The sequence below is a fragment of the Natronococcus sp. CG52 genome (genome assembly GCF_023913515.1).
Taxonomy (GTDB): domain Archaea; phylum Halobacteriota; class Halobacteria; order Halobacteriales; family Natrialbaceae; genus Natronococcus; species Natronococcus zhouii.
Window position 1 is genome coordinate 82869 of sequence record NZ_CP099393.1, and the last position, 18364, is coordinate 101232.

The window sequence follows — 18364 nt, forward strand, 5'->3', positions numbered from 1 at the left end:
ATACCGAGAGTAGTGCGAGTACTTTGGAGACGATACTGCGAAGATCATGAGTGCCGACCGGATACTGGCTCGAGGACGGAAGGAGATCGACAAACTCCCCAACGTCCATCCGCAGCGAATGTCGTGACTCACCATAGCTCCAAATTCGTCAAAGTATGTCCTCATTCAGAAAAGACAAATTATCGATGTCGAACTGCGGGACGCACGTCACCGAACGATATGCCCGTGTCTTCACACCGGATGGCGTTGATGAATCTCGAGTCTGACCGCAGTGTCCCGATAAATTTCGAGATGGGGCCGATGTTCGGGAGGCAAAATCACAACGACGTTAGTTGGTTCCCTCCCTAACGCCGCTCCGTAGCCGTCACATCTGTGTGCTGTTTCCTTCCAGCCGATAGGAAGACTCGAGTTGGCTCGAGTAGAGTTAAGAGTTTGAGAGTTACCCCATAAACGGATGTCTTCGAATGATGTGGAGTAACTACGGAAGACCTGACAAAACCATCTGCACCTAAGCTACCAGCGTATGTGCAAGATCCACTTGAGGACCAACCACCAGAACGGCTCGAGGTGATCGCAGAGTATGCCAGCGATCTCGCAGCGTGGAAGCGAGCGAAACGCAAGCAGGAACTCGAACAAAAGCGGGCTGAAGAAGCGGTCGACGAAAATGAACTCGAGGGACTCGAAGAACGTGATGTCTCGACTGATTCAGAAGCTACGAAACCGTACCTGCGAGCGGTGCCTACATTACCACGAAGGAGACGAAACCTGGATATCACTATTACTACTGGCAGTGGCGTGACAGAGGGTCCCAGGAGAACGAGTATACTGCTCCAGTCAATCCAAAACGATGAGAGAAACAAGAATATACCCGATATCGCTGCCAGGAGAAGAGCGAATCCGGGCACCCCTCTATCGATGTGTAGTTGATGTATATAATGAGGTAGACGATATGCTCGAGTAGAAGGACGTATTCAGATTTTGCATATTCTTTACCGGTAGAATTTACACAGACACTCCTCTATCGATGTGTTCGAAGTGTTCGTGTAGAGGTCTAAGAAACCGGTCGAAAGGATGACTGGGATAGGAAGATGATTGAAAAGCAGCAAGAGAAGAGGTGAAAAGAGGATTCCTGTGGGTCTTCGATGACAGATACGTCGAGTAGAACAGTATGGAACTGTTGTTCTCAGAAGGACACTATCTTGGCTATTGCGGAACACATCGAACACTTCGATAGAGGGGTGTGTGAGTGTTCTAGCTAGAAAGCTAGAAGAAGAAGGAAGGATGGATCAAAGCAAATCTATATCTCAGACCATCAAACCGGTGTTACCGAGGTTTAAGCTATTCTTCGGTGCTGCAATCACATCGGATCGAGTAGTTCACCCCCCTCTCTCGAAAGACATCGAACACTTCGATAGAGGGGTGTCTCTCTCAACCCGAGTCTCCCCGAACTCGAGGAAATCACGCTGGGAGTCCGACCAGCCTAACACTTCGTCGCCGCTCAGCGAATTAATGCCTGGTCTCTGACCATCATCCCTGTTTGAGGTTGATGCAATATCTGAAACGACGAATCTCACTTCGATACTGGTGCAAACTTTTTTGAACCTTCCTTGAGTGTCCATCTAGCATGGGTACTGACGACTCCGAGTCTTCTCGCCCTGACCAAGAGACTTCGGAGGACAAGAGAACGACACAATCGAGGCACTCATCAAATGCTTCCGATCCAGGGCCTTCGTCGGATCACTCGGATAGCGCTGATCGGGGTAACTCCGACGATCTGCCGAATAGTAACACTCGACCGGTCGAGTCTGATCGATCAGATACCGTGGACCGAACGGACGATCGAAGCGAACCTCTCCCCTCTGAAAACGACCCGACCATGACAGCAACCGATGACGAGTCGTCATCGACCTCGGCATCTCCCACCGACGGATCGGACGATGATTCCCGATCGATCGAGGAAATGCTTCTGGAGTTCGATGATCAGAAGGGATTGATTCGCGAGCGATCGCTTCTCGATCCGAACTATATCGTTGAGGAGGATCGAATCGTCGGCCGTGACAGGCAACTTCAGGAAGTTACGAAGATGCTCCGGGTCGCACTCGGCGATAATCGACCACCGAATCTCTTCCTTTATGGCCCCTCTGGAACCGGGAAATCGCTTATCACGAAAGCCGTATGCAAGAATATCAGCCGTATCTGCCGCTCTCGCGACATTCGCTTCGGGACGATCGAGGTCAACTGCCAGGACCTCGATACGCTTGGTGTTGCGGTTTACGAACTCGCCAGTTGCGCTGCGGAGGAGGCCGGGGTTAGCGTCGAAGTCCCGAAACACGGCGTCGCAACGAAAGAAAAGTGGGACGAACTGTATCGGATCGTCAACGAGAATTTCGATTCTGTCGTCTTCGTCCTGGACGAACTCGACATGCTCGTGGGACGGCGAGATAAACAGGAACTGGCGTTCTCTCGGCTGCTCTATCAGTTGTCGCGCGCCGGTGCCAGCGACGATCTGACCGCGTACATCTCGGTTGTCGCGATCTCGAACGATACGAAGATGATGGAGTCGGTCGGTAGTCGTGCGCTGAGTTCGTTCACTCCGGAAGACGTCCACTTCGACGACTACGATGCTAATCAGTTGCAGGCTATCCTTCGTCGACGACAGGATGCCTTCTATGAGGGCGTCTTGGATGACGATGTTATTCCGTTAGCAGCTGCGTTTGCCGCCCAGACGCACGGTGACGCACGAAAGGCGATCGACCTGATGCGGGTCGCTGGTGAACTCGCCGAACGGGAAGGTAACGAACGGGTTCGTGAAAAGCACGTTCGGAGAGCGCAGGACAAGGTCGAGAAAAACCGCGTTCTCGAGGTCGTTCGGGGGATCAGTACACAGAAGAAGCTCTGTCTGTACGCAACGGCGGCTGTCGCGACAGAAACCGACGACGGGACGGCTCGCAGTACAATCGGGTACCGCGTCTACCAGTTCTTGACCGATTCTATTGACGCCGACCAGTATCACCAGGAAACCTACGTCAATAAGATGAAGGAACTGACGACATACTCGCTGGTCGACTTTGAGCGTCGGAGTCACGGACCGAGCTCAGGAATGTTTCTCGAGTTCCAGTTTGGCGAACGACCGGACACAATTCTCGAGACGCTTCGCGAGGACTCTCGTCTCGAGTCTGTCTCCACCGAAGAAGTACAATCAGTCGTACGAGCGCAACTCCACAATAGGAGATAATAGTAAAACATCAATTTTTCTAGTTCTTGTGTCGAACTTATAACGGTATCTCCGTAGAATTGCAGACACCCCTCTATCGATGTGTGCTGAACGATTGGTATCATCTCACGATCGAGACCACAAACAAATGGGTAGATGATGTTTCATTTGAGCTACTAATGGGTTATGGATTTTTTCATTATTTGAAATGTGAGACTCCTCTATCGAAGTGTATTTGACCGCGTTAGCCGGTGTGCTGCTGCGTTTGATCTTTTTGGACCCCATTATTCCTACGTGTCGAACTGATTAAAGAGCGTGAAAGTTAATGATTTGCTCCGGATACCCCTCTATCGATGTGTTCTGTACTCCCCTAATTACGACCCACCCCTCTATCGATGTGTTAGGTCCACAGGTGGAACAGGCTGAGTGCCTCGGGGTCAAGTCCCGAGGCGGTTCACTCGGTGAACCGTTTCGGCGTCAGGTGGGTCGAGAGAGCGACGCTCTCTCGTCATACTGCAAGACCTCTGGTCTTGCATAGATCACAAACGCGAAGCGTTTGCTCACTCACGGAAGACTGGAGATCTTCCGAACAACCCTGAGGTACTCCGGCCTGCTCTGCCTGTAGCACGAGGGTTTAAGACTGTCTGGGCGCGGAACTACTTGCATGGAGCGCTATACGCGCCAGCGCGAATCAAAATCAACCGAAAAAGAGCAAGAGTCCACGGATGAACAAACATGCGATGAATGTGGCTCGAGCGCTCTTGCGACAAGCGAGGATCAGGGTGAACTCGTCTGTGAGGACTGTGGACTAGTTATCGAAACGACGAACATCGATCGAGGTCCAGAGTGGCGAGCCTTTGACCACTCAGAACGGAACAGCAAATCCCGTGTCGGGGCGCCGACCACCAAAACGATGCACGACAAGGGCCTCACAACGACGATCGACTGGAAAAACAAAGACGCCTATGGACGGTCCCTGTCTTCGGAGAAGCGCGGCCAGATGCAGCGCCTGCGCAAGTGGCAGGAGCGCATCCGAACGAAAGATGCCGGCGAGCGCAACCTGCAGTTCGCACTGAGCGAAACCGACCGGATGGCCTCGGCGCTGGGCGTGCCACGATCAGTTCGGGAAGTCGCGAGCGTCGTCTATCGGCGGGCGCTGAACGAAGATCTCATCCGCGGGCGTTCCATCGAAGGGGTTGCGACGAGCTGTCTGTACGCCGCTTGCCGACAGGAAGGTATCCCGCGCAGTCTGGAAGAGGTGGCCGACGTCTCTCGAGTGGAGCGGAAAGAAATTGGGCGGACGTACCGCTATATCGCTCAGGAACTCTCCCTCGAGATGAAACCAGTCGATCCCAAGGAATACGTCCCCAGATTCTGCTCCGAGCTCGGCTCAAGTGAAGAGGTTCAGTCGAAAGCCAGACAAATCATTGATACCACTGCAGAACAGGGGCTGCTCTCTGGAAAGTCTCCAACAGGGTATGCCGCCGCTGCAATTTATGCTGCTTCACTCCTGTGCAACGAGAAGAAAACTCAGCGTGAGGTCGCAGACGTTGCGCAAGTAACCGAAGTGACGATTCGGAACCGGTACCAAGAGCAGATCGAAGCAATGGGCATTCATTAGCTGCTTTTCTGGCAGTGGAACTATCGCCCCTAATCCTGGTGTCGAACTCGTCTTTATCAGTCGTAGCTTCGAGGCAGTGAGCTGAAGGCGTCGCTCGAGGATTGGCTGCTCAGCAACGCCGATTGACACCTCCTCCGCCTTCAGGCGGAGGAATCTCGAGCCTTGAGATATCAAGGTTTGTAATCTACAGATGGACCAGGACGAGTACCTCTGGATTCGATGTCTCGAACTAAACTCCGATATCGTGTCCGAGGAAGGATATAGCGATAGATAATATATCGTCGAGAGTGCTGATTCCAATCTAGCTTGGTCAGGTATCGAACGTCATCCCATGCCCCCATTCTTCCAGCTGTTCTTCGACTTCATCGAGGCGGTTGAGCCCGACCATCATAAGTGCCTCGCGAAGATCGGTCAGAGAGACGTCATCGTCGAACCGCTTCTCGAGTTCTCGAAGGGCATCGCGTTCGGCGCGCTTCGTCTCTGGTTGCAGGAAGAGCGGGACTCGGTCACGACCGTCCTGGACGCCGTCACGCCGAAACTTGTAGGGGATCTGCATCGGCTGGCGTTGTGACTGCTGCGATTCAGAACTGGAACTCGTTGCTGACTCAGTTTCGGTCTCGGGCGACGGTTCAGTATCGGTTGCGTTCGTCTCCTTCTCCGTTTCCGATGCTGTCGGCTCTGGATCCTCAGCGAACGGATTCTCGCCAGCCCCCTCTTTCATCCCAGTCATATCGACATCACCTCGTGGGTCAGGTTTCCTGGCTCGGGCGGGTTGGGTCCCTCGAGCCCGACGTCTTGTTCCAGATGCCGTGCGATTTGATCGAACTGCGCGAGCGTTTCGATCTCGTAGTCGCGTTGTCGGTCGCGGAATTCGCGGACGTACTTGAACGCCGAACATTGTTTCATCCAGCACCCTTCCATTAGGGAGGCTCGCTCGCCGATGATTTCTGGGACCGGATACTCGATTTCGTCGAGGATCTGCCGTTGATCCCGCGTATTCTTGAACCCGATCGGGATGGCCGCGAGGACGCCGACTTCGACCTCCAACTGATCCTCGAGGCCGGCGACGAGCGATTCTAACCCTTCGACTGCCGCTCGACCTTTGGCAGTGGGTTCGACAGGAATTGCCAACGATCGAGTTGCGTGGATGGCGTTGTAGAGGTGTGGCCCCTCAGTCGCTGGTGGGTCACAGATGAGGACGTCGTATTTTTCAGGGACACCTGCTTCGCGGAGTACTCGAAGGAGCTGTGCGTGCATCCCGAACGCTTCTCCCATTGCTTCCGCTTGTTCTTTCTCCCGCCGAAGGTACTCTGCGAGATCGGAGAGCATGTTGTGTTCAGGAACGATGTCGACGCCCTCGGCAGACCGGACGAGATCATCGAAATCACCTTTCGGACGCCGGATCATGTGACGGACGATGTTGTCGACAGGTTCCGTTCGCTGATCGTCCACGCCAAATAGTCGGGAAAGATTCCCGTCCTGTGGGTCGAGCGGAACGACAAGTGGTTTTAGTCCCGCGCGTGCGTGCGCGACGGCCAGATTCGCTGCTGTGGAGGTCTTTCCGACTCCTCCGGCTTCACTATACGTCGAGTACGCTAACATACTCTCTTCATGAAACCCATTCATCTTGAAAGTACGTCAGACACATTCATGTCTTCAGACCGTTTTTTGACACAATGAACAATATTAATGAACACAACCACTGAACACACCTAATGAACACAACTACTAAATGCGACAGATGAATGCGATGAATGAACACAATTGCTGGATGGTGGGCAACAACTCTATCCAATGATGGTGTGATGGCCGTGTTTTCGCTATTCTCCCTAACCACATGGATAATGTTCAAGAAAGAACTTCATGAGTGAACACAGTGAATGAACATTATCTGTTGCCTGCTGGAGCTACAATATCGTCGGGCGTAAAGAGGGAAACATCGTCCCTGTCCGCGGCTACTCGCTGTAAATCGTCAAAAAACCCGGACCGACAGAAACAGCAGTAGTGATACTCGAGGCCGGTCCCGTTCGGAGGTGACCACTGAATTTGTGCAGCGCTGCGCTCGAGATCGACATCCTTCCACCGCAGCCCGTTCCGGCAGTCGTCTCGAGGATCACTGAGGACTTCGCTGTCACGAACCCAGAGTACGCGAGGACGTACACGAGTGTGCGATCGCGGAGTTCCTCGAGCGCATCGAACTTCTTCTCGTCGACGGCCTCGTACACGCGTTGATCTAGTCGAATCAGCTATGCGCCTGGTATTGATTCGACACGATGGTTGTGAACGAAGAAAATTTATGATTCAGTCGTGGGCGTTCAAGCCAAAATATTCTCGGAGCATATCATCGGTTTCCTGCCGATTTGGAGACAAGGGTAACGGCGACTCCCAGAGAAAAACGCCGCCATCCCCACGGTCGTCGACACGCCACGCCGGCGCATGCAGTAGCCGTTCTCGACCAATCTGTTCGGCCATGCGAGGTCCGAATCCGTTCACCCAGTATAGTTCCTCCAGCCGGCCGGCTTCGATCCCCTCAGCAGAGAGGGGTGACTCGTCGAGATACATGTTCCCGCAGACGTAGCTCGGGGAAAGATACTCGTACAGCTCGAGTACAAACTCGTGAATGAGTGCCGGTTGCTCGTTGCGCCACGGTTTCACATACCACTCATCGATTGAGAGCGAAAGATTCGGCATAGTCGGACGGTGGGCCGACTGTCCGTTCACATGGATCCCTACATTTAGATCGTCGTACCATAACCATACTGTGCCACCAATTGCTCGAGTAAGACCGTCGATTGCCTCGTTAATCGACGAATCGTACCGAATTCCATCGGTTTCTTCAGTGGTATAGCCGAACTGGTTCGTTCGTTCGCTTTCTGGTGGCGATCGGGAACAGCCCAGTTCATCGAAACAGAATCGGAGGACGTTTTCGATACTGCGAGCATCCATCTCCTCTTCGAGCAGATACGGAATCGATAGAAACTCACTCATTGTAAATCCCTACCTCAATATCGTTAGACTCGAGCATCTGTCTGATATCGGAGTTCAGTTCTTCGAGTCGATCAACCGAATCGGCACCTGCGTATTCTGAGTTTAGTTTCACCAAGTCCTCGTGAAACGTTTCTGCACAGTCGAGGATCGCTGTGATTGCTGCTTGTTTCATTACGAGTGCTTTACCTTCCCCCTGATTAATTGATTAGCTGTAATACCCGATTTCCGACAGTAGTGGCCGATCCCGATTACATCGTTCGATTCTGACCGTAGCGCAACGTACGCTGGTCCACCGCTCGCGGTAACGATGTAATTCTCGTTTTGTTGGATGAATTCAACTGCATTACACAGATGGGCGATCAGATCGTAGATATAGCCCGAAATTGGAAGTGTGTCCGGTCCCCCTGCAATAGATGCGCTATCGACCGATATTGCTAACGAGCCCCGAGGATTAGTGGTGCTATCTTCGATTATCTGTTGACGATACTCGTGTTCGCGGACAATCTTTATCGATATATCAGTATGGATCACATTATCGCTCATCTACCCACCCACCGTTTCCATCATTTAGCTCTGGATTCCACTGACGAACGCCGGGTCCATCTTCTGGAAGGGAATATATCTTATAATTGAGTTAAATATGCTTACTTCCCATATTAAAATTTGAACAATTATGTCTCTTCTGCTTTTGACAATAATTCGATGAATTCTTGGTAATTGTCGTCAAATCTGATTTCTTCGATTTCATCGAAACTGGATTGTACACTGCGACTGGCACGTATTATTTCATCCATTACTGATTCCTTTTTGACTGGCTCTGTTAAAACCCTTGATCAGTGATAGGTTCTAACGGTCGTGCTGAATAGATAGCGCGATTGTGGCACGAGCAGTAGTCGCTCAGCGTGGAGGACGGTGGTTCGTAGAACGGCAGTATTATCTCTGAATACAGCGAAATACCGCTCAATGGCTTCCGTGAACGGTGAGGAGGAGTCCCAGCGAGACGCAGGTGTAGGGATGTCGATTGGACTTGTACTCGGCGTCGCTATTGGTATTACGATGAATGAATTGGCTATCGGTATTGCGCTCGGAATCATACTCGGTGCGAGCCTCGAAGCTGGCTGGCCTTGAAAACGACTGTCGTAGTTCATTCATCGTTCACTACGTTCTTTGTCAGCTAGTTCAGAATTTGCGGGCCGAAATAGTGGTATTGGCCGTTCAACAGTGATCCTCTGTATTCAACACGCGCTTCATATCAATCTTTGAGGGTTTCAACAGAGCCGTTTGTCTCAATCTTCCGCTGTCGCAGTCCCAACTCACTCCGGTAAAATTCCTGACTTAAAAACCAAACAAAACGTCATTCAATTGTAAATTCAGCGTCGACAGTATATGTACTGTCGCCGTCGAGAGTCTCCGTTGCGACATAATCGCCAGCGTCTGGATTCGTCATGCCGTCAATCTCAACGCGGACCTCTCCTTCGACCGATGTATTGTATCTCCCGTCGAGATCGAATGTATCGGTGTTGCCGCCGTAGGTATCGGAGTTTATCCGGATTTCATCGACGGTTCCATCGCCATCACGGTCCATGAAAACAGAGACGTCATCCTGCGTGAGACCGTCGAGACTCGTTTCAGAGGGGTAGTCGACAGTGATCGTATCGACTTCGCCACTAAAGTCGTCTGATGGATTTGAGAGCGTCCAGGTATGGTATGATGATGAGTCAGCAGTATTAGGATTGGCGTCAATGACGTCCGTTCCGGCGCTGCTGTCGCCATCGTAAGCAGACCAGAGCTCAAAGTCGGCAGTGTTCAGATTCGTTGTACGCAGGAGTTTTCGGTTGTCACCAACGTGATTCGTATCATCCCGAACGTCATCATCGTTGAGTCGGAGATCCGTACCAAGATCAGCCGCAAGGGTATCGAGATTGGCGCGTTCCTCAGCGGTCTCACTTCCACTCCCCATCAGGAGTACGACGCCACCATTGTCGATGAAGTGCTGCACTTCTGTGACTTCGTCTGCAGTCCAACTATCGGGACTACATGATGCAACGAGTGCTCGAGCCTCAGAGAGGCTGTATCCGTTCCCGTTGCCATAGGTATTGATACTGTGGAGTTCGATGCCGACACCTTCGAGGAAGCGCTGGTAGAAGGCAGTATCTTCGGCGGAAATAACGTTATCTTGGTTGAAAGTATGATGCCCACCGTCGACCAATATCGGGCCAGATGGATCCGTATTGTCGTGCAAGTGGTCGATCAGGTTTGTGACAAACACAAAGTGATCTAGATCGGCGGATTCCTCCTCCCAGAGTTCGTTGATCGAGCAGCCACCAAAGTACGCGATATTAGCCACTTCGTCAACACCAACCAGCGGGATGGTTCCGCTATCGTAGTTAACCGTACTGCTCCATGTATTCTCTTGGACCGCTTCTGGCTCTGCCCAGACCGGTACCCGCGAGCTGGAGATTTTGCCACTGGTCGTCTTGATACTCGATGTATGCGGGTGAAAGGTTTCGTCGACAGCAGTGTTTCGCCACTCTGGAACCTGCCCATCAGCAGCTACCCAGAGACCACGCCCATTCGCTCGAGCACGCTCTTGTGCATCTAAGTATTCGTCAGTATTGCTCATACTCCCGGCGTATAGCCGAGCATACCCTTCCTCGAGGGTCAGCTTGTTATAGACGGTGTCATACGTTCCATCGCCATCTCGGTCATACCTGATCTTGGCGAGTAGTCTGCCGTATTGGTCAATTTCATCCGATTCACAGTCCAGCATGACTTGACACTGCGTCCCGACTGGAAGTTCGTCTTCAGCAAAGGTCGTCGCCTTGTTTCCCCACTCTTCAAGATGGGTTTTGTCCTCTATGAACTCCCATTCTTCCGTCTTTTCATAATATGTGTTCCCAGTCTTCTCGGGTGTGTCGTGCCCCAGAGTGCGGACATTGTACTCCGTATCGTTGTTGTACACGTAGATGTCGAACGTATCACCATCGATGGTGTCGACGATCTCAGCCACGTGCCAGACCCCACAGTCGAGTCTCGAGTCAGCGGCGAGGACAGATTCCGACGATGATGCTAATCCAACGGCAGCGACAAACGACCGTAAGAAGCCACGTCTTTTCATCTATACAGATAGTGTTTGGATGATATTATATGAAATTTATTGATATTAAGTAACATATTCATAGAAAATGTAGTCCGATATGCAGATAGAGGACCCTCTGAGCACTCCACTAGTTGAGTGCAGCGAACTCAGTAGATGACTCTCGGCTGATCGTCGGTCTCGTAGACCGGGCACGCGCCACGATACCGGGCGTGGATGAACGGCGTCGAGGTCGGCTGGTTGCGTGAGTAGTTCGACGGGTTGACGGTCATCGTTCACCCCCGGCGTAGACCTGGGTTTGGTCGAGTTTTCCGCAGCGCATACACTCGAGGCCGCGGACAGTCTTCCAGACCCGCATCGTACAGGATCGACACTCAAATTCAGTGAACTCGTGATCGAACGTCTGTCCGCTCATCGGTCTGTCTTCTCGGATGTGAGTTCGAGTTAGGCGGCGGTTCGCGAGGTGTGGGTGTTGTCGTCGTCTCGAGTTTCGGCGTCACGGAGTTCGGCCAGTATTCGGCACCTCCGTTACGCTCTTCTTGTCGAACACGCCGAACATCTTCAATTATGGATAGTTCTCTATAGTTCGATAGAGAGATCCTAGAAGCCTTCAAGCGACTCTCAGACCACATACCATGTGTCTCAATGACACCCCAAATACAAGAGTTCCCGCGAACCGTCGCAATTTGTGCTGACTGCGGAACGGCATTTGCCGCACGAGAAGCGCCGGACGGAACGCTTTTCCCGATCGGTACCTCGGGACCGTGCCCGTGTGGGTGTGACGAATTTAGTCCATTCAGTTGATCGGCCTCGCCGGTGCAAGAATTCATTCCACCGTCGGTCACGATCTCCCGGCCGCCGGGCCGCGTCGCCGCCACCTACGGTGGCCGGACGTCGACCGCGTCAGCCTCGAGCGTCTCGTCTCGAGTCCGAGTCGGGACTGAATCTCGCTCGTCTCGAGTGGGAGCGGGTCGTCAGTGAGCTCGGCTTTGCGAGCGACGATCGCTTCGGGAGGTTGCGCTTGATGCTCCCGAATGGATCTGTGTGACGACCGCACGGTAGGCCTCGAGTAATTCCAGGTCACGAACCCCTCGAATGCAGGCCATCGCGAACAGTTCGTTCGATTGTTGTTTCCGCTGGACGTGTTGTCGGTGTTGTACTCGTCAATCTCGAGATCCTGGCACTCAAGGCCGCTGTGCGCGTGCTTGACGGGTTCCCGCCCCGGGTAGTCTAAGAAGGGCTTTCCTCTCCGCAGTGGCGACAGAGCCACACTTCGACGTTTGACAGAGCGTGCTCGTGGACGCTCCCTTCTTGCTCTCAACCGGAAATGCCCAGCAGTTGTTCGACGATATCGACCTGTCGGCCAACACAACTGGTCTAACTACTATTCCCGTTGAGATCCCAAGAGATCGTCATCTTAGACTTAAAGAGCCGTAGGTATGGCCGTCGCTGTGGGTATCTCAGTCGGGAGAACGGATATACTCCCAAGCAACGGGATTAATTCCACCAAAATAAGCGAGATGAGGGTCTAATTACTAGCAGTTGTCTTCAGACTCAGGTTCGGGTTCCTCGCTCCCCTCATCGGCGTCGTCGACTTCTTCGCTGTCCTCCTCGGTGTTGTCGCCGTCGGCGGCGGATTCCTCCTCGCGTTCATCACTATCGTCGTTAACCTCTTCGCTTTCTACGAAGATAACGCGATTGAGGCGGTGCTGTCTAGCGATCCTACAGAGCAAAATATAGTATATTAGAGAAGTAGCTTCTTCGGCCTTATTTTTTATTAGAATATGTATAATATATTATTACCACCCTAATATTCATAGACTGTTTTCAGGAGTAAAATATATATTCGGTTGGTGTACAGTATGCTTCATGTAATCTGTACATAAGAAAGAGCCTAAATTGAATGGAGTAGCTAGTATAGGTTTACTCGCTAGTGGTGGGTAAGCCGAACAGTAATCACTGCGAAAACTAATAAATGTCAGATACACGCGAACAGATATGGGTTGTTGCCCTTGCTATACTGGTGGTACTCTCGATCGTCGCGATCGGGACTACAGGAGCAATGGGCGGTGCAGTTGCAGACGAGGGAATCGACGCACAATCGTCGACGACAACCGAGACACGAGACGCGGACGCACATGTTGATCCGAGACTCGAGGAGGCCGAGGGCACCGAACAGGTATACCTGGTTCTCGATCAGTACGACGGGTCTCTCAGCGAGGATCGCGAAGAAGCGATCACCCAACTTCGGGAGTATTCCGAGGAATCGCAGGCGACCGCTCGCCAGGAAGTCACCGCCATGAACGGCGTTGAACTCATCAATACCTACTGGATCACCAACGCCATCCGCGCCGAAGTTGACGCCGACACCGTCGACACCGAAGAGCTCGCCGCCATCGACGGTGTCAACACCGTCATGATCCGGCCCGAGTACCAAATTCCCGAACCCGTCGACCGTAACGAAGAGGTACCGAGTAGCCTTCAGGAAGACGACCACACTTACGGGCTGAACCAGATCAACGCCTCCGACACGTGGGAAGACTTCAATGCCCGAGGCGAGGACGTCAAAGTCGCCGTCCTCGACACCGGCTTCGACGTCAGCCACCAGGACCTCGACCTCTACACCGAGGACGCGGACGATCCGACGTACCCGGGCGGGTGGGTCGAAATCGGCCCCGACGGTGAGCCCGTCGAGGACTCCGAGCCGTACGACACCCACTACCACGGCACCCATGTCGGCGGCACGGTCGGGGCCGACGTCCCAGCCGATGATGACACTCCCGCCTACGGCGTCGCGCCGGGTGTCGACCTCCAGCACGCGCTGGTGCTGCCGGGTGGCTCCGGCGCCAGCTCGGACCCGATCGCCGGCTTCGAGTATACCGTCGAAGAGATGGACACCGACGTCGTGAGCATGAGCTTCGGCGCCGGCTGCGGTCTCTTCGGTCCGGTCTACCAGGACGCCTGGATTCCCGTGATCCAGAACGCCAACGATATGGGCGTGCCCGCAGTCACCTCCTCGGGTAACTCCGGCGAGGGCTGCGTGGGCTCGCCGGCGAACATTCACGACTCGTTCTCGATCGGCGCCTCAAACGCCGACGGCGATATCACCGACTTCTCGAGCGGCGACACCATCGCCGCCGACAACTGGGACAACCCGGACCCCGAGTGGCCCGACGAGTGGATCAAACCGGACGTCGCCGCCCCCGGCGAGGACGTCCTCAGCGCCGAACCCGGAGACGGCTACCAGGAACTCGACGGCACCTCGATGGCCGCCCCGCACGCCGCGGGGACCATCGCGCTGATGCTCTCAGCGAACGACGAACTGACCGCCGAGGAAATCCAGAATACCCTCGAGGAGACCGCCTGGAAACCCGACGACTGGGACGAACCCGGCGACGAGAAGGACGTCCGGTACGGCTACGGGATCATCGACGCCTACGCGGCCGTCGACGAGGTCGGCGTCGGCGCCCTCGAGTACGACCTTGGTGACGTCAATCAGGACGAGTCAGTCAACGTCCAGGACGTCCAGCTGACCCAGCAGTACCTCCAAGACATGGACCCCGACGAGTTCAACGAGGACCTCGGGGACCTCGACCGTGACGGCGAGGTTACGACCACCGACCTGAACCTGCTGCAGTACAAGGTTCAGGGCAATCTCGACGAAGGAGAGATCGCCGTCTCGAACCTTGAAACGCTCGACGAGGCTGACCAGGGCGAGACGATCGAGGTTACGGTCGACCTCGAGAACCTCGGCGAAGAGGGTGCGGTCCAGGAACTCGGCGTTCACGTAAGCGAGGATCCGGACGACCTCGGTGACGGCGAGCCCGTTACGACGGAGGTCGTCGATGTGGCCGCTCCCGGCGTCGACGACCCGGTCGACCAACCCGCCGAGACGACGATCACCATCGACGTCGACACGAGCGAAATCGAACCCGGCGACTATCACATCGGCGTCTTCTCCGAGGACGACTCCGCGAGCGACGAACTCACCATCCTCGGGTCGCACTTCGCCGTCTCGAACCTCGAGGCACCCGACCAGGCCGACCAGGGCGAGACGGTCGAAGTCAGCGCCGATGTCGAGAACACGGGTAACACCGAGGACACGCAGGACGTCGAGTTCCGCTTCGACGACTTGAACGAACCGCTGCTCGTCGAGGAGAACGTCACCCTCGGCGCCGGCGAGGGGACGAGCGTGACCTTCGAAGTTGATACGAGCGACTTCAGCGAGGGCGCGTACGACCACGGCGTCTTCTCCGAGGACGACGAGGCGACGACGACGATCACCATCCTCGAGCCGTACTTCGACGTCGAAATCACCGACGCACCGGAGACAGTCAGCGCCGGTGAGAGCTACACGGTCGACGCGACCGTCGAGAACACCGGCGACGCGCCGGACGAACAAGAGATCGTCTACGACCTCGGCGCCGGCGGCGGCACCGTCGCCGTCGTCGACGTTGCAGCGGACACCAAACAGGGCGAGGGAATCGCGGACGTCCTCAACGACAGTCTCGACGCCGAGACCTACGAGGTCGAGGTCGTCACCGCCGAGAACCTGCTCGACGAGATGGGCGACTACGACACGTTCGTCGTCCAGCGCTTCGGCAGCGACGAGATCGCCGAGGACTTCCTCGACGCCCTCGAGGCCGACCAGGGCGCGGTGTACCTTGACTCGTATCAAGGAGGGTCCTCGCAGACGTACGCCGACGGCGTGTACCGCCTGAACAATGTCCGCGAGAACCCTGCCGAGCGCGATTCGGACGCGACGGCGACCGACGGTGAGCCGGTCGAGATCGACATCCACGAAGATCACCCGATCTTCGCCGGCGTCGGCTCGGCCGGCGATTCCGTCGAAGTGTACGCCGGAACCACCACGTGGGGTGCGTGGTTCGACGACTACGACGGTACCGTCCTCGCCGACGCCGACTTCTCCGCCGGCGACGACGGCGTTCACGAGGGGCCGTCGATCGCGGTGAACGATGACGAGAACGAGGTCCTGGCGACCGCCGTCGCCCGCGACTTCTTCACCGACGAACCGTCCTTCACCGAGGAGGGCAACCAGCTGCTCGCGAACGCCGTCGAGTACGCCACGACCGGCGGCGTCACGGCCGATGCGACGTCGATCGAGAACTCGGATGTCGTCCGGCTCGAGCCGGGCGAGAGCGAGGGCGTCACGCTCTCGTACACGGTACCGGACGACGTCGAACCCGGCGACGCGAACCACATCGTCTCCAGCGAGGACGACCAGGATCTCGCGCCGGTCACGATCGAAGACGACACGCCGACCGGCGACGTCGTTGGAACGGTCGTCGACGACCAGACCGGCGACCCGATCGAGAACGCGACGGTCGAACTCGGTACGGGCGATGAGACCTACACCGACGTGACCGACGTCGACGGCGCCTACACCCTCGAGAACGTCCCCGCCGGTGAACACGAGATCACCGTCACCGCAGAGGGGTACGCCGAGAAAACCGACACCGTGGAGGTGCCCGAAGACGGAACCATCACCAAGGACATCGGCCTCCACACCGAATCCGGTGCGATCAGCGGGCAGGTGACTGCCAGCGACGACGGCGCGCCCGTCGAAAACGCCACCGTCGTCGCCGAGAACGATGACGGCGGGATCTACGAGGCAACCACCGACGCGAACGGCGAGTACACCCTCGAGAACGTCTCGGCGGGGACCTACGTCGTGAACGTCGCGGACACGCCGCCGGGCTACCAGCCCGACGAGATCGTCGTGGTCGAACCCGGCGAGCACGTCGAGGACGTCGACTTCGAAATCGACCGCACCGCCGGCGCGATCGAGGGGTACGTCACCAACGCGGCGGGAGTCCCCATCGAAGACGCGCACGTCGTCGACGCCGACGGCGACGCATTCAACGTCACCACCAACGCTGACGGCTACTACGAGATCGAGAACGTCACTCCTGGCACGTACGCGCTGCGCGCGATCGCTGACGGGTACGACGACTCACACATCTCGTTCGTCGAGGTCGACGCCGGCGAAACCACCGTCGAGAACCTCACCCTCGGCACCTACTTCGAGGTCTCCGACTTCGAAGCGCCCGACACGGCGAGTCAGGGCGAGGAGATCACGGTCAACGCGACCATCACGAACGTCGGCGAGCGGGAGGATACCCGCACCGTGTTCTACTTCCCACCGGGCACCGACTTCGGCGGCGACGTTATCGATTACGAGCCCGAGCAGTCTCAGACGGTAACCCTCGAGGGCGGCGAGTCCACGACGGTGGAGTTCAGCTACGAGATCCCCGAGGACGAAGCGACCGGCGAATCCACGCACGGGATCTCGGCCGACGAGGTCGAAACCGCACCGATCACCATCGAAGGCGACGACGCCGACCCGGACCCGGCGTACTTCGAAGTGAGCGACCTCGACGGACCCGATAGCGTGCAGGCCGGCGACGAACTCTCCGTCGACGCTACGATAACCAACACCGGTGACGAGGAGGGGACCGAGACGGTCTTCCTCTTCTGGGATCAGTCGGCCGACGGACTCGCGGACGCCACGCACGAGGAACTCCGCGAGTACGGTCCTGACTCGATGGTCGAACTCACCCTCCAGGGCGGCGAGTCAGAAACGGTTACGCTGACGCACGCGGTCGACGCCGAGACCGAACCGGGAACCTACCCATATACGGTATCGGCGCTCCTCGAGATGGCCGACGACGACGTCGTCGTCGAGAGCGCACAGAACAGCGTGCGACCGCCCGCTCACGCGGGCCCGGGAACGCCAGGGAGCGCGGCGAATCCGCTTGTCCACGCGGGCGCCTAGACTGGCCACCCGGCCCGATCGGATATCCCGCCATTTTTCGGGCGACCAACGCTCCGTCCAACACCGTTAGTCGGGAGCAGTGAAACAGAGAGATTGAGAAGCACCCGCCAGACCGCCATATCGAGTCTATTGAACGCTTTGCACAGCGTTGACGGGGCAGGAAGTTCAGTGAGGTTGATCGCGTTCCGAATGCGGGACATTTCAATGAGTTCGTCGAGGAGTGTTCGATAGGTCGTGTTCTTCCGAACTTTGAGACACAGGAGAACGATGTGCTGATGAAGCGTGTAGCGTTGTTTGGAGAACTTGAAGGAGTATCGAGCCACAGCACGTTGCGCTAACTGAAATGCTTCCTCGACAAACCGGAGCAGTCGTGACTTCGGGAGAGTCTACATTCGGTCACACTACTGTCCAAACGTATACCTTCTCAAGGATTTCAACAGAGTCGGATATTCCTCTCTCCAGAAGCCCAAATGGGACGAGGATGACCGCAGTGATGACACCGACGGCGACAACAGTCTTAACTGCTCGCAGGGGCTGTTTGCCGTACAGGTATTGTCGGATAGCGGCCACAGTAGTCGCCTGAATCCCACAAAGAGATATACTTTCGGTCGGCTGATGGCAGGATTGCAGCACTGTATCATCAAGAAA

General features: G+C 55.6%; 11 protein-coding genes and 3 pseudogenes. 4 read left to right on the forward strand and 10 right to left on the reverse strand.

From position 1 onward, the window contains the following. Positions 1-185 precede the first annotated feature (185 nt). The 3 genes and pseudogenes from NED97_RS23505 (at position 186) to NED97_RS21800 (ending at position 4835) form a co-directional block, all read left to right on the forward strand. Positions 186-332, forward strand: a pseudogene (locus NED97_RS23505) (DUF7563 family protein). Between the two features lie 1544 nt (positions 333-1876). Continuing rightward, positions 1877-3235, forward strand: a complete 1359-nt coding sequence (locus tag NED97_RS21795) for an orc1/cdc6 family replication initiation protein (protein ID WP_252491139.1) — start codon at positions 1877-1879, stop codon at positions 3233-3235. Between the two features lie 643 nt (positions 3236-3878). Beyond that, complete coding sequence (locus NED97_RS21800; protein ID WP_252491140.1) at positions 3879-4835, forward strand: transcription initiation factor IIB; 957 nt, start codon at positions 3879-3881, stop codon at positions 4833-4835. Between the two features lie 310 nt (positions 4836-5145). On the opposite strand, the gene NED97_RS21805 is transcribed toward NED97_RS21800, so the two are convergent. From NED97_RS21805 to NED97_RS21835, 8 genes and pseudogenes are all read right to left on the reverse strand, one after another. Beyond that, a complete protein-coding gene (locus NED97_RS21805; protein WP_252491141.1) occupies positions 5146-5565 on the reverse strand; it encodes a hypothetical protein in 420 nt (139 codons plus the stop codon). Then, positions 5562-6437 carry a ParA family protein gene (locus tag NED97_RS21810; protein WP_252491142.1) on the reverse strand — a complete coding sequence of 292 codons (876 nt, stop codon included), beginning with the start codon at positions 6435-6437 and terminating at the stop codon, positions 5562-5564. The genes NED97_RS21805 and NED97_RS21810 overlap by 4 nt, the downstream gene beginning before the upstream one ends. Positions 6438-6722: 285 nt before the next feature. Then, positions 6723-6905, reverse strand: a pseudogene (locus NED97_RS21815) (ATP-binding protein); the annotation flags it as partial. Positions 6906-7136: 231 nt separating this feature from the next. Beyond that, positions 7137-7823 carry a hypothetical protein gene (locus tag NED97_RS21820; protein WP_252491143.1) on the reverse strand — a complete coding sequence of 229 codons (687 nt, stop codon included), beginning with the start codon at positions 7821-7823 and terminating at the stop codon, positions 7137-7139. Further along, the gene (locus tag NED97_RS21825; RefSeq protein WP_252491144.1) at positions 7816-7995 is read right to left on the reverse strand and encodes a hypothetical protein; all 180 of its coding nucleotides are present in this window, start codon (positions 7993-7995) and stop codon (positions 7816-7818) included. The genes NED97_RS21820 and NED97_RS21825 overlap by 8 nt, the downstream gene beginning before the upstream one ends. A gap of 1182 nt (positions 7996-9177) precedes the next feature. Beyond that, complete coding sequence (locus NED97_RS21830) at positions 9178-10833, reverse strand: thermonuclease family protein (protein ID WP_252491145.1); 1656 nt, start codon at positions 10831-10833, stop codon at positions 9178-9180. Between the two features lie 236 nt (positions 10834-11069). Continuing rightward, positions 11070-11192, reverse strand: coding sequence for a hypothetical protein (locus NED97_RS23175; RefSeq protein WP_256493437.1), 123 nt, complete (start codon positions 11190-11192; stop codon positions 11070-11072). Positions 11193-12455: 1263 nt separating this feature from the next. Further along, entirely contained in the window at positions 12456-12653 is a 198-nt protein-coding gene (locus NED97_RS21835; protein ID WP_252491146.1) for a hypothetical protein, read from the reverse strand. A gap of 329 nt (positions 12654-12982) precedes the next feature. On the opposite strand from NED97_RS21835, the gene NED97_RS21840 reads away from it, so the two are divergent. Continuing rightward, the gene (locus NED97_RS21840; protein ID WP_252491147.1) at positions 12983-17716 is read left to right on the forward strand and encodes a carboxypeptidase regulatory-like domain-containing protein; all 4734 of its coding nucleotides are present in this window, start codon (positions 12983-12985) and stop codon (positions 17714-17716) included. A gap of 59 nt (positions 17717-17775) precedes the next feature. Here NED97_RS21840 and NED97_RS21845 read toward each other — a convergent pair. Together NED97_RS21845 and NED97_RS21850 are read right to left on the reverse strand one after the other, a co-directional pair. Next, positions 17776-18084, reverse strand: a pseudogene (locus NED97_RS21845) (IS5/IS1182 family transposase); the annotation flags it as partial. Positions 18085-18112: 28 nt separating this feature from the next. Next, the gene (locus tag NED97_RS21850; protein WP_252491148.1) at positions 18113-18286 is read right to left on the reverse strand and encodes a hypothetical protein; all 174 of its coding nucleotides are present in this window, start codon (positions 18284-18286) and stop codon (positions 18113-18115) included. Positions 18287-18364 lie beyond the last annotated feature (78 nt).

Coding starts and splice junctions, on each gene's coding strand:
- NED97_RS23175 (WP_256493437.1), bottom strand. CDS start 11,192: ATGACCGTCAACCCGTCGAACTACTCACGCAACCAGCCGACCTCGACG.
- NED97_RS21825 (WP_252491144.1), bottom strand. CDS start 7,995: ATGAAACAAGCAGCAATCACAGCGATCCTCGACTGTGCAGAAACGTTT.
- NED97_RS21810 (WP_252491142.1), bottom strand. CDS start 6,437: ATGTTAGCGTACTCGACGTATAGTGAAGCCGGAGGAGTCGGAAAGACC.
- NED97_RS21805 (WP_252491141.1), bottom strand. CDS start 5,565: ATGACTGGGATGAAAGAGGGGGCTGGCGAGAATCCGTTCGCTGAGGAT.
- NED97_RS21795 (WP_252491139.1), top strand. CDS start 1,877: ATGACAGCAACCGATGACGAGTCGTCATCGACCTCGGCATCTCCCACC.
- NED97_RS21800 (WP_252491140.1), top strand. CDS start 3,879: ATGGAGCGCTATACGCGCCAGCGCGAATCAAAATCAACCGAAAAAGAG.
- NED97_RS21820 (WP_252491143.1), bottom strand. CDS start 7,823: ATGAGTGAGTTTCTATCGATTCCGTATCTGCTCGAAGAGGAGATGGAT.
- NED97_RS21840 (WP_252491147.1), top strand. CDS start 12,983: ATGGGCGGTGCAGTTGCAGACGAGGGAATCGACGCACAATCGTCGACG.